Below are 12,328 nucleotides of genomic sequence, written 5' to 3'. Positions count from 1 at the left end.
CGGCCATCATGGTCTCAGCCCACCCGGTAGTTCGGCGCTTCGCGGGTGATCTGCACGTCGTGGACGTGGCTTTCCTTCAGCCCGGCGCCGGTGATGCGGACAAAATTGCAGTTCTTGCGCATCTCATCGACGGTGGCGCAGCCGGTATAGCCCATCGCCGCCCGCAGGCCGCCCACCAGCTGGTGGATGACTGCGTTTGCACCGCCTTTATACGGCACCTGGCCTTCGATCCCTTCCGGCACCAGCTTGTCGCTGGCGGCATCCTTCTGGAAATACCGGTCGGCGGAGCCACGCGCCATGGCGCCCATGGACCCCATGCCGCGGTAGGATTTGAAGGAGCGGCCCTGATACAGGATCACTTCTCCAGGGCTTTCATCGGTGCCGGCAATCATCGAGCCGACCATGGCGCAGGAGGCACCCGCTGCAATCGCCTTGGCGAAATCACCCGAGAACTTGATGCCGCCATCCGCGATGACCGGCACATCGCCCGCAGCTGCGGCGCAGTCCATGATCGCGGTCAGCTGCGGCACGCCAACACCCGCCACCATGCGGGTGGTGCAGATGGAACCCGGACCGATGCCAACCTTGACCGCATCGGCGCCTGCGTCGATCAGCGCTCGCGTTGCCTCACCGGTGGCCACATTGCCTGCAATCACCTGAATATTGCTGTACTGCGCCTTGATCCGCTTCACCGCGTCGATCACGCCAGCGGAGTGGCCGTGCGCAGTGTCCACCACCACCACGTCCACACCTGCATCAATCAGCGCCTCAGAACGCTCATAACCACTGTCCCCGACAGAGCTGGCAGCCGCAACGCGCAGACGGCCCAGCTCGTCCTTGCAGGCAGTGGGGTTCAGAACCGCCTGCTCGGTGTCTTTGAGGGTCAAGAGACCCGTCAGCTTGCCGTCCTTGTCAGACACCAGCAGCTTTTCGATCCGGCGCGCCTTCATCAGCGACTTGGCCTCTTCCAGATCGGCCGGTTCCTGCAGCATCGCCAGGTTGTTCGAGGTCATCATCACCGAAACCGGCGTGCTGGCATCATTGGCAAAGCGCATGTCGCGGTTGGTGACGATGCCAACCACGCGGCCAGAGCCATCAACCACCGGGAAGCCGGTGACGCGGTAGCGTTCCTGCAGCGCCTGGGCATCGGCCAGGGTCTGATCCGGGGTCAGGGTAATGGGGTTGTAAACAATGCCGGACACGAACCGCTTGACCCGGCGCACTTCGCGGGCCTGTTCCTCGGTGTTCAGGTTCTTGTGGATCACGCCCATGCCGCCGGCCTGCGCCATCGCAATCGCCATCCGTGCCTCGGTCACGGTGTCCATTGCCGAACTCAGCAGCGGAATGTTGAGGGCGATCGACTGGGTCACCCGTGTGCGCGTATCCGCAGTGTTGGGCAGAACGCTCGACGCGCCTGGCACCAGTAGAACATCATCAAAGGTGAGAGCCTCACGAATCTGCATTGGTCGTCCTCATGCATAACCCCGTTTGGCGGTGACCCTATGGCACAGAAGCTTGCGGGTGGAAAGAGGCCGGCGCCAAGAATTCCTGCAGCGCAGCAATTCTTTGGCAGCAGGCTGATCTGGGTCAATGCGCGCGGCACTGCTGCGGTTATCAGTAAAGCTGCAGAAATGATGCAGGATTTTGCCATGTCCGCCCCCTTGGAAAACATCACCATTCTGGACCTGACCCATGTTCTGGCAGGCCCCTATTGCTCGATGATCCTGTCAGACCTCGGCGCCAGGGTGATCAAGGTGGAACGGCCCGGCACCGGCGACGACACCCGCGCCTTCCCACCCTTCAAACACGGCAGCAGCGCCTATTTCGCAACCATCAACCACGGCAAGCGAAGCATCGCATTGGACCTAAAGGCACCGGAGGACCGTAAAATCTTCGAACGCCTGCTAGGTCAGGCGGACGTGCTCCTGGAAAACTACCGGCCCGGGGTGATGCAGCGGCTGGGCTACGGCTGGGAAGACCTGCACGCCCGGTTCCCCCGGCTGATCTACGGTGCGGTCTCGGGCTTCGGGCACACCGGCCCGGACGCGTTGAAACCGGCCTATGACATGGTGGTTCAAGCCCGTGGCGGGGTCATGTCGATCACCGGAGAGAAAAACCGCGAGCCGGTCCGGGTCGGCGCCTCCATCGGGGACATCGTTGCGGGCATGTTCCTCGGCCACGGCATTCTCGCAGCACTTCTGGACGTCCAGAAAACGGGCAAGGGCCGGTTCATCGACGTTGCGATGCTGGACAGCCAGCTGGCCCTCTTGGAACACGCCATCGCCATCACCTCCGTCACCGGCGAAGCACCGCAACCCTCCGGTGCGCGGCATCCGTCAATCACCCCGTTTGAGACCTTCCACGCTGCGGACGGGCTGTTCGTGATCGCGGCCGGCAATGACGCGCTGTTTACCCGGCTCTGCGAAGCTCTGCAGCTGCCGCTGGCCGCGGACCCGCGCTTTGCCACCAACCCGGCGCGCTGCGAAAACGCGCGCCTTCTGAAGCGCTTGATCGAAGCAATTACTCTGGATCAGCCCAAAGCCCACTGGATCGCCGTGCTGAGCGAGGCCGGCGTTCCCACCGGCCCGATCCAGACCGTGGATCAGGTGCTGCGCGACCCGCAGATCCTGGCCCGCAACATGGTTGTCGATGTGCTGGGCAAGGACGGCCGCCCGGAAAACCTGTCCGCCGGCAACCCGATCAAGATGAGCGGCCTGCCGGACCCGGATACCCGCCGCCCAGCCCCGCAGCTCGACGGCAACCGGACTGAGATTCTGGCGTGGCTTGAGGACGTTGAGGCACAGGCGGGCGGCTAACCTAAAGCCGGGCCATAAATCGCATTTCAAACACATCAATTCTTCAAAAATGGCGCCCGCAGACGGGAAAATGCCGCCCATTGCCTTTCGCTTGCCGCAAAAGCCCATATGCTCCGCCTAAATTGCGGAATGAGAAGGCCACAGGCATGACTGACGAACCCCTCGTTGTGTTTACCCCCTCCGGCAAACGCGGGCGTTTCCCCGCGGGCACGCCGATCCTGACAGCCGCCCGGCAGCTCGGTGTCGATCTCGACTCGGTCTGCGGCGGCCGCGGCATCTGCTCCAAGTGCCAGATTACGCCCTCCTACGGCGAATTCCCGAAGCACGGTGTGACCGTGGCCGAGGGCGCGCTGAGCGAGTGGAACAAGGTCGAGCAGCGCTACAAGGACAAGCGCGGCCTGATCGACGGCCGCCGCCTGGGCTGCCAGGCCACCGTTCAGGGCGACATCGTGATCGACGTGCCGCCGGAAAGCCAGGTCCACCGCCAGGTGGTGCGCAAGCGCGCCGAGGCCCGCGACATCACCATGAACCCCTCCACCCGGCTGTACTATGTCGAGGTGGAAGAACCCGACATGCACAAGCCCACCGGCGATATGGAGCGGCTGATTGAGGCGCTGGACGCCCAGTGGAACCTGAAAGGCGTCAAGACCGACCTCCATATCCTGAGCGTGCTTCAGCCTGCCCTGCGCAAAGGAGGCTGGAAGGTCACCGTGGCCGTGCATCTGGGTGACGAAAACCACCCGCCCAAGATCATGCACATCTGGCCCGGCTTCTATGAGGGCTCGATCTACGGCTTGGCGGTCGACCTTGGCTCCACCACCATCGCCGCGCACCTCTGCGACCTTCAGACCGGCGAGGTCGTGGCCTCCTCCGGCATCATGAACCCACAGATCCGTTTTGGCGAAGACCTGATGAGCCGGGTCTCCTATTCGATGATGAACAAGGGCGGCGACCAGGAAATGACCCGCGCGGTGCGCGAGGGCATGAACGCGCTGTTCACTCAGATCGCGGCTGAGGCAGAGATCGACAAAGCGCTGATCGTGGATGCGGTCTTTGTCTGCAACCCGGTGATGCACCACCTGTTCCTCGGGATTGACCCGTTCGAGCTGGGCCAGGCGCCCTTTGCGCTGGCGACCTCCAATGCGCTGGCGCTGCGCGCTGTGGAACTGGACCTGAACATCCACCCCGCCGCCCGCGTCTACCTGCTGCCGTGCATTGCCGGCCACGTCGGCGCCGATGCTGCTGCGGTGGCGCTGTCGGAAGCACCCGACAAATCCGAAGACCTGGTGCTGGTCGTGGACGTTGGAACCAATGCCGAGATCCTGCTGGGCAACAAGGAAAAGGTTCTCGCCTGCTCCTCCCCCACCGGCCCGGCGTTTGAGGGCGCGCAGATCTCCAGCGGCCAACGCGCCGCCCCCGGCGCCATCGAACGCGTTGAGATCAACCCGGAGACCAAGGAACCGCGCTTCCGGGTGATCGGCTCTGACGTCTGGTCGGATGAGGACGGCTTCTCGGAATCCATCGCCACCACCGGTATCACCGGAATCTGCGGCTCCGGCATCATTGAGGCGATTGCCGAGATGCGCCTGACGGGTGTTCTGGATGCTTCGGGCCTGATCGGCTCGGCAGAGCAGACCGGCTCCGCCCGCTGCATCGCGGACGGGCGCACCAATGCCTATATGCTGTGGGACGGCTCCGCCGAGGGCGGCCCAACCATCACCGTCACCAACCCGGACATCCGCGCGATCCAGATGGCCAAGGCGGCGCTCTACTCCGGCGCGCGCCTCTTGATGGACAAGTTCGGCGTTCAAAACGTCGACCGCGTAGTGCTGGCCGGCGCCTTTGGCGCGCATATCTCAGCGAAACACGCGATGGTTCTGGGCATGATCCCCGATTGCGTGCTGGAGAAGGTCACCTCGGCCGGCAACGCCGCGGGCACCGGCGCCCGTATTGCGCTTCTGAACACCGAAGCGCGCGGCGAGATTGAGGAAACCGTGCGCCGGATCGAGAAGATCGAGACCGCCGTCGAACCCCGCTTCCAAGAGCATTTCGTAAACGCCTCGGCAATCCCGAATTCGGCGGAACCCTTCCCGATCCTGGAAACCGTGGTGACCCTGCCGCAGGTGAATTTCAACACCGGCGGCGGTGACGGCGACGGCGCAGGCGGGCGCCGCAGACGCCGCCGCGGCTGATCCTGCCCGGCTGAAAATTCCGCTGCGGCGCCCTTGACCTTACCGGCGCCGCAGCATAATCCTGCCCTCACGAGCGGGTATGGTGAAATGGTATCATGCGAGCTTCCCAAGCTTAAGGCGCGGGTTCGATTCCCGCTACCCGCTCCAGCCTTCCATATTTTTCAAATACTTGCCGAACGCTCTCACGGCGCAGCCCTTTGACCGCCAAGGTCAAGCACCTGCTGCCTGTTTGTGCTAAACTGCCCCGGCACGCCCGCTTGTTAAGGGCGGCCAGTTTGGGAGGGTACCAGTATGACACGTCACTATTTCGCCGCCGCACTTCTGTGTGCATTCAGCGCCGGAACCGCAGGTGCGGGCACAACCTGGGAACAGGGCGGCACCGGAACAGGCATCGCCAGCAACACACCTACTGAGATTGCAGACGGCCATATGGTGATCCAGACCAGCAGCTCTTACGAAAATGTCGAGATGGAAGACGCCGATCATCCGATGAACGGCGCCGCCGGGCCGTGCTTTGGCGCGGTTGAGGCCGCACCATCCGGTGTCACCGGCGGCGGCATCTGCGCCTTCACCGACAAGGCCGGCGACAAGGTGGTGCTGCATTGGCATGCCGAAGGCATGGATGCCTCCGGCGCCCTAACCGGCAGCTGGAAACTGAGCGGCGGAACCGGCCCCTGGGCAACAGCTGAGGGCGGCGGCAAGTTTTCTTCGCTCACCGATCCGGCAAGCGGTAACTTCGTCAACACGATCACCAGCAGCGTAACGCTGCCCTGATCATTGCCGCGGGGCGTTTCCGCCCCGCGGGTATACTGTGAACGTTAGCCACCGGCGCCGCGCACATAATCCAGCAAAGCGCGGGTTGAGCCGTCTTTGCCGTCTGCGCTCTTCTCCCCCGCGAGCAGCGGAGCCAGCGTGTTGGCCAGTTCCTTGCCCAGCTCCACCCCCCATTGGTCAAAGGAGTTGATCCCCAGGATCACCCCCTCGACAAACACCCGGTGTTCATAAAGGGCAATGATCTGGCCCAGCACATACGGGGTCAGTTTCGGGTAGACCAGCGTTGTCGAGGGCCGGTTGCCCGGAAACACCCGGTGCCGCGCCTGACGTTCCAGCTCAGCACCCTCATAGCCTTTGGCCCGCATCAGTGCGCAGGCTTCCTCCAGACTGCGGCCGCGCATCAGCGCCTCAGACTGGGCCAGGCAGTTCGCCACCAACAGCTTGTGGTGATGTGCCAGCTCCGGCTCATGCCCTTGGGCGGCCACCAGAAACTCGGCAGGAATAACCGACGTGCCCTGATGCAGCAGCTGATAAAACGCGTGCTGGCCGTTGGTGCCGGGTTCCCCCCAGACCACCGGGCCGGAGGGATATGGCAGCGCCGTACCATCCATCGCCACCATCTTGCCGTTTGACTCCATCTCCAATTGCTGCAGATAGGCCGGCAGCCGCCGAAGCCGCTGGTCATAGGGCAGCACCGCGCGGGTCGGATGGCCGCAGACCTGCCGGTGCCAGATCCCGGTCAACGCCAGCATTACCGGCATGTTCTGCTGCCAGGGCGCGCTGCGGAAATGGTCATCCATCGCCTTGGCGCCGGCCAGAAAGGCGCGGAAATTCTCCGGCCCGACAGCCAGCATCAGGCTCAGTCCGATCGGCCCCCAGACCGAATAGCGCCCGCCAACCCAGTCCTCAAACCCGAACACATGCTTGCGCGGAATGCCAAAGGCGGCTGTTTCCTCCTCAGAGGTCGACAGGGCCAGGAACTGCTGAGCAGGATCGCCGCCGCCCGCCTCAACCCAGCGCCGCGCCGTCGCCGCATTGGTCATGGTTTCAATGGTGGTGAAGGTCTTGGAAGCAACGATCACCAACGTTGTTTGGGGATCAAGCCGTTGCAGGATGTCGTGAATATGCGCGCCATCCACGTTGGACACAAAATGGCAGCGCGGCCCGTCATGATAGGGTGCCAGCGCCAGCGTCGCCATGACCGGCCCCAGGTCTGAACCGCCAATGCCGATGTTGACCACGTCGGTAAACGTGCCGCCCGGCCCCTGCATAACGCCAGAGCGGACATCGGCGGCCAATTTCTCCATCCGCTCAAGCGTCTGGCGCAGGGGCGCCCGGATATCTTCACCGTCAACCAGCAGCTCCGGTCCGTCGGGATCGCGCAACGCCGTGTGCAACACGGCCCGCTGTTCGGTTTCGTTGATTTGCCCGCCCTCGAACATCGCTTCGCGCTTGGCGGCAACTTTCCGGTCTTCGCACAGGCCCGTCAGAGCGGTGCGGACTTTGGCAGAAATCCGGGTTTTCGAATAGTCAAACAGCAGGGTTTCAAACCGCACGCTGAAATCTTCGGCCCGGTCCGGGTTTTTCTTAAACAGATCAACAATGTCTTCGCCGCAAACTTCGGAATGCAGCGTCTTCAATGCAGTGAACATTTCTACCTTTCCTGAGTTCAAGGCGCCCAATGGACGGACGTCTCGGACAGAACTGCCTGAATTGGCGCCTCTTCCGGCGGCAGCGTCATTGCCTTTTCCAATGCCTTGCGCTTGGCATCGCCGAAGATCACCAGATGCTTGGCAATCGCTCCGTCCAGCACCCGCGCAGTCAGGCTGATCCTCGCTTCGGGCTGGCTGTCCGGCCGCATCACCGCCAGCGGCGGTGCGTCAGCCGCCAAAACCTCTTCAATTCCGGCCGCACCTGGGAACAGCGAGGCCGTGTGCATGTCCTCACCCATGCCCAGCAGCAGCACCGACAGCGGCAGCTCCGGAACCACCCGGCTTTCAAGCTCCGCCAGCACCTCCTCCGGTTCCCGCTCCGGCACATGAAACGGCAGGAACTGTGCCCCCGAGGCCCGGTTCTGCAGCAGCCGCTTGCGGATCATCGCCGCGTTGGAGCGGGCATGCTCCTGCGGCACCCAGCGCTCATCCGTCGCCAGGACATGCACCCGGTCCCATTCGATGTCTGCAGCACAGAGATCATCAAAGATAAGCCCTGGCGAGGTGCCGCCCGCAACCGCAAAGGACGCCGCATCATGATGCAGCAGATGGGTCTTCAGATCCCCAGCGATTTCATTCGCAACTTCGATCGCCAGCATGTCCTGATCAGGGTATTCGTTGAATTTCATGGGTTGATCCCCCTCCATTCACGCCCGTCGCGGCGCATCAGCAAATTGGCATCCTCCGGACCGGTGGTACCGCTAACGTAGGGTTTAGGCACATCGCCGCGGGATTTCCAGCCCTCAATTACCGGATCGGTCCAGGCCCATGCGGCTTCTACCTCGTCACCCCTCATAAACAACGTCTGGTTGCCGCGCACAACATCCATAATCAAACGCTCGTAGGCATCCGGCGGATCACCGCCCTCCGGCCCCAGCGCCTCGGCAAAGCTCATGTCCAAGGGCACGTCTATCAGCCGCATCCCGCCCTGCCCCGGTTCCTTGATGGTCACGCTCAGCGTAATGCCTTCATTGGGCTGCAGGCGGATCTTCAGATGGTTGGCGTGCCGCCCGGCCTCGGCCCCGAAAATCGAATGCGGCGCGTCCTTGAACATCACGTTGATGACGGAGGACCGGTTCACCAAACGCTTGCCCGTGCGCAGGTAGAACGGCGTGCCCGCCCACCGCCAATTGCTGATATGCGCCTTCAGCGCAACATAGCTCTCCGTGGTGCTGCGCGGGTTGCCAACCAGCCCGCGGTAGGAGGGATGCGGCGCCTCCGGGTCCAGATTGGCCTGATACTGGCCGCGCACGATGTGATGCGGCTCCACCGGGTCCAGCGCCCGGATCACCTTCAGCTTCTCATCGCGCACCGCGTCCGGGTCGAATTTCGCCGGCGGCTCCATTGCAATGAGGCACAAGAGCTGCATCAGGTGGTTCTGCATCATGTCGCGCATCGCGCCTGCGCGCTCGTAATACTCCTCGCGCCCTTCCACCCCGACGGTTTCCGCCACGGTGATCTGGATGTGATCGACATACTGGCTGTTCCACAATGGCTCAAACAGCATATTGCCGAACCGGACCGCCATCAGGTTCTGCACCGTTTCTTTGCCCAGGTAATGGTCAATCCGGTAGATCTGGCCTTCGTCAAAGTGGCTGGCCAGGGTGCGGTTCAATTCCCGCGCAGTCTCCAGATCGCGGCCAAAGGGTTTCTCCACCACGATCCGCGTGTCCGCATTGGCCAGCCCGTGCCGGTGCAGACGTTCTGCCAACGGCCCGAACAGACCGGGGCCGACCGAAAAATAAAACATTCGGATCGAGACGCTCTCCGGCGGGCGCAGCTGCTGGCTCAGCTCCTGCCAGCCCTCCTCGCCCAACGCGTCCAGCGCCACATAGCTCACCCGCTCCAGAAACGCCTCCAGCGCACCGCCGCCGCAGGCCTTGGGTCCCGCATGCGTGCGCAGGGCTTCCGCCACGACTGTCCGGTATTCGTCACTGGTCAGGCTGGTGCGCGCAGCGCCTATAATACGCTCATCCCCGGTCAGCTGGCCGGCGCAATGGCGGCGGAACAGCGCGGGCAGGATCTTGCGCTGCGCCAGATCGCCAGTGCCGCCAAAAATCACCAGGTCAAACGGATCGACCGGTATCACACGCGAAACCATTCTTGTTCATCCTGTCTCGGCCGGTGCAGGCGCGGCACACTGCCGCTCACATCCCTGTCATGTGCCTGCCCGGCTGCTTTCAATTCGTTCCCAGTATAAGGTAGCTTGCCGCGAAAGGAACTGCCCCGAAGGACATCCGCATGAAAGACCTGCAAAAATCTGCCGCCAACCTAGGCAAGTTCCAAGACGCCTTTGTGACGGCAGACGGTCAGCAGCGCGCCTCTGTGCCGCTCAGCCATCCGGAGACCCTTTGGTTCAATACCGGCACTCTGTGCAACATCGAATGCAGCAACTGCTATATTCTCAGCTCCCCCAGCAATGATGCGCTGGTCTATCTGACTGCAGCGGAAGTGCAGGACTACCTGGAGCAGATCGCGGACCGGAACTGGCCGATCCGGGAAATCGGCTTCACCGGTGGCGAGCCCTTCATGAACCCGGACATGATCCCAATGGCCCGCGCCGCGCTGGAGCGCGGGTTCGAGGTGCTGATCCTCACCAACGCCATGCGCCCGATGATGCGCAAGACGGTCAAGGCGGGCTTGCTGGCCCTGCTGGAAGACTTCGGGGACAAGCTGACCCTGCGGATCTCGGTCGACCACCACAGCGCCGAACTGCACGACAAAGAACGCGGTGCGGGCAGCTTTGCCAAGACCATCGAAGGCATGGAATGGCTGCGGGACAACGGCTTCCGCATGGCCGTCGCAGGCCGCACCGTCTGGGGCGAGACAGATGCCGAGGCCCGCGTGGGGTACGCCGCGCTGTTTGCCGAATACGGCTTTGCCATCGACGCGCAGAACCCCGGCCAGACCGTGCTGTTCCCCGAAATGGACGAAACTGTCGAAGTCCCTGAAATCACAACCGCTTGCTGGGGCATCCTGAACAAATCGCCCGACAGCGTGATGTGCGCCTCCTCCCGCATGGTCGTGAAGCGCAAAGGCGCGGATACTCCCGCCGTTCTGGCCTGTACCCTGCTGCCGTATTCCCCTGAGTTCGAAATGGGCGCGACCTTGGCGGAAGCCGAACGCCCTGTGCAGCTGAACCACCCCCATTGCGCAAAATTCTGCGTCCTCGGCGGCGCCAGCTGTTCGGCCTGAGTGCTCAAGACGCTTTGACCTGTGCACGGCGGGATGGCACCATGGTGCCATATTGTCTGCCGGGTGTTGTGTCATGCGTTTCCTCAGTGTTCTGTTTCTTTGTCTCCTGCCCATCGCCGCAGCCGCACAGAACCGGATGGCACTGGTCATTGGCAATAACAGCTATTCCGACGTTCCCGTTCTGGCCAAGGCCCGCGCAGACGCGCAGTCTATTGGCACAAAACTGAATGAGCTGGGCTTCACCGTCACCACAGCGCTGGACCAGGACCGACGCGGGCTGAACAAGAAGATTTCTGAGTTCACCGCCCGGCTGGAACCCGGTGATGCGGCCTTTGTCTTCTTTGCCGGCCACGGGGTGGAAATCGACGGCGAGAATTACCTGCTGCCCACTGACATCGCCGCCCCCAGCGCGGGCGGCAGCGATTTTGTGAAATCCGAATCCATCGCCCTGTCCGACCTCTTGGACCGCGTCCGCAAGACTGGTGCACGCTCCGCCGTGGTGATTATCGACGCCTGCCGCAACAACCCGTTCGAACTGGTCGAGGGCCGCAGCATCGGCACCACCCGCGGGCTGGGACGGATCGCAGCCCCGCAAGGCACGTTCGTGATCTTCTCCGCCGGCGCAGGCCAGCTGGCACTGGACCGTCTGAACGAAGACGACACGGCGGAAAACTCCGTCTTCACCCGCGCGCTGCTGCCGCTGTTGTCCGAACCGGGGCTTGAGCTGCGCACGCTGGTTGCGGGCCTCCGGCGCGAGGTGCGTGACTTGGCGCTGACCGTCCAGCACCGCCAGGTGCCTGCTTATTATGATGAAATGCTGGGGGAATTCTATTTCACCCAGGCCGCCCTGCCCGCTGAACCTGCGCCCTTGCCTGCAAGTACAATGCAAACGGATTTTGAGGTCGCCCGTTCGATGGGAACCCCGCAGGCCCTCGATAGCTTTCTGGAACGCTACACAGGCCGCGAGGACGAATACACCTACACAGTTGCCTTGCAGCTAAGGCAGGGACTGGAAACTGAACAGGCGCAGGCGGAGCCACCTGCCCGGGAAACGCCCGGAACCCCTGACGTTCCGGTCATCCCGGACTCCAAGGCGGTGATGCGGGACACACAGGCGGCGCTGAACGAAATCGGCTGCCAGGCCGGCCGCCCGGACGGAATTGCCGGCCCGCGCACCCGCAGCGCCTTTGCAGCCTACCTTGCGGCGTCGGACAGCACCCTCGGCGCCGATGATCTGGGCACCGCCCACGCACTGGAGGAACTGCGCCAAAAGTCGGGGGAAATCTGTAAATCTGCGCCCAGAACTGCCTCCGCCCCGGCACCTTCTCCAACAAAAGCCGCTGCGCCGCTGGCAGGCGCCTGGAAGTTCAAGGCCACCTGCGCCTTGGTGGTCAAGGTCACGGGGAACGTCCATTACACCCATGCAGGCGGCAACAAATACCACGGGCGGCTCAGCGATTCACTGGGCCAGAACGCCAACACAGAAGTCTACCTGAACGGCCAGCAGATCAGCGGCACGGACTACTTTCCCGGCATCACCGTCACCTGGCGCGGCCGCCTGGCGGCGGACGGGCGCAGTTTCACCTCCAGCGGCTCCACCGGCTGCGCGGTCTATGCCTGGCGCTGATCCGACACAATG

At 63.1% G+C, this 12,328-nt stretch carries 9 protein-coding genes and 1 tRNA gene; 6 read left to right on the top strand and 4 right to left on the bottom strand.

Annotated features, from left to right (window positions below; genetic code table 11):
* Positions 1-14: 14 nt before the first annotated feature.
* A complete protein-coding gene (gene guaB / locus GC1_RS01725; protein ID WP_019296266.1) occupies positions 15-1,463 on the bottom strand; it encodes an IMP dehydrogenase in 1,449 nt (482 codons plus the stop codon).
* Positions 1,464-1,649: 186 nt separating this feature from the next.
* Between guaB and GC1_RS01720 the strand changes: the two genes are divergently transcribed.
* The 4 genes from GC1_RS01720 (at position 1,650) to GC1_RS01705 (ending at position 5,782) form a co-directional block, all read left to right on the top strand.
* Positions 1,650-2,816 (top strand): CaiB/BaiF CoA transferase family protein, encoded by a 1,167-nt coding sequence (locus tag GC1_RS01720; RefSeq protein WP_029204822.1) that lies wholly within the window; start codon positions 1,650-1,652, stop codon positions 2,814-2,816.
* A 146-nt stretch (positions 2,817-2,962) separates the two neighbouring features.
* Positions 2,963-5,008: an ASKHA domain-containing protein gene (locus GC1_RS01715; RefSeq protein ID WP_019296264.1), complete on the top strand. Its 2,046-nt coding sequence runs from the start codon at positions 2,963-2,965 to the stop codon at positions 5,006-5,008.
* A 73-nt stretch (positions 5,009-5,081) separates the two neighbouring features.
* Positions 5,082-5,155: transfer RNA gene (locus GC1_RS01710), tRNA-Gly, on the top strand.
* Between the two features lie 144 nt (positions 5,156-5,299).
* Positions 5,300-5,782: a hypothetical protein gene (locus GC1_RS01705; RefSeq protein ID WP_019296263.1), complete on the top strand. Its 483-nt coding sequence runs from the start codon at positions 5,300-5,302 to the stop codon at positions 5,780-5,782.
* 44 nt (positions 5,783-5,826) lie between these two features.
* Here GC1_RS01705 and pgi read toward each other — a convergent pair whose 3' ends face one another.
* From pgi to zwf, 3 genes are read right to left on the bottom strand one after another with little or no spacing between them, the layout of a single operon-like run.
* On the bottom strand, positions 5,827-7,434 hold the full coding sequence (pgi, locus tag GC1_RS01700) for a glucose-6-phosphate isomerase (protein WP_019296262.1): 1,608 nt from the start codon (positions 7,432-7,434) through the stop codon (positions 5,827-5,829).
* A 17-nt stretch (positions 7,435-7,451) separates the two neighbouring features.
* Positions 7,452-8,123 (bottom strand): 6-phosphogluconolactonase, encoded by a 672-nt coding sequence (gene pgl, locus GC1_RS01695; protein ID WP_019296261.1) that lies wholly within the window; start codon positions 8,121-8,123, stop codon positions 7,452-7,454.
* Positions 8,120-9,595, bottom strand: a complete 1,476-nt coding sequence (gene zwf / locus GC1_RS01690; protein ID WP_019296260.1) for a glucose-6-phosphate dehydrogenase — start codon at positions 9,593-9,595, stop codon at positions 8,120-8,122. The genes pgl and zwf overlap by 4 nt, the downstream gene beginning before the upstream one ends.
* Before the next feature lie 140 nt (positions 9,596-9,735).
* On the opposite strand from zwf, the gene GC1_RS01685 reads away from it, so the two are divergent.
* Together GC1_RS01685 and GC1_RS21820 are read left to right on the top strand one after the other, a co-directional pair.
* Positions 9,736-10,689, top strand: a complete 954-nt coding sequence (locus GC1_RS01685) for a radical SAM protein (RefSeq protein ID WP_019296259.1) — start codon at positions 9,736-9,738, stop codon at positions 10,687-10,689.
* Between the two features lie 73 nt (positions 10,690-10,762).
* Positions 10,763-12,316, top strand: a complete 1,554-nt coding sequence (locus GC1_RS21820; protein ID WP_052265104.1) for a caspase family protein — start codon at positions 10,763-10,765, stop codon at positions 12,314-12,316.
* Positions 12,317-12,328 lie beyond the last annotated feature (12 nt).

This window comes from Leisingera sp. ANG1 (assembly GCF_000203975.2).
Classification (GTDB): domain Bacteria; phylum Pseudomonadota; class Alphaproteobacteria; order Rhodobacterales; family Rhodobacteraceae; genus Leisingera.
The sequence above is the reverse complement of the archived record's forward strand: the minus strand, read 5'-3'. Positions and strand labels throughout refer to the sequence as shown.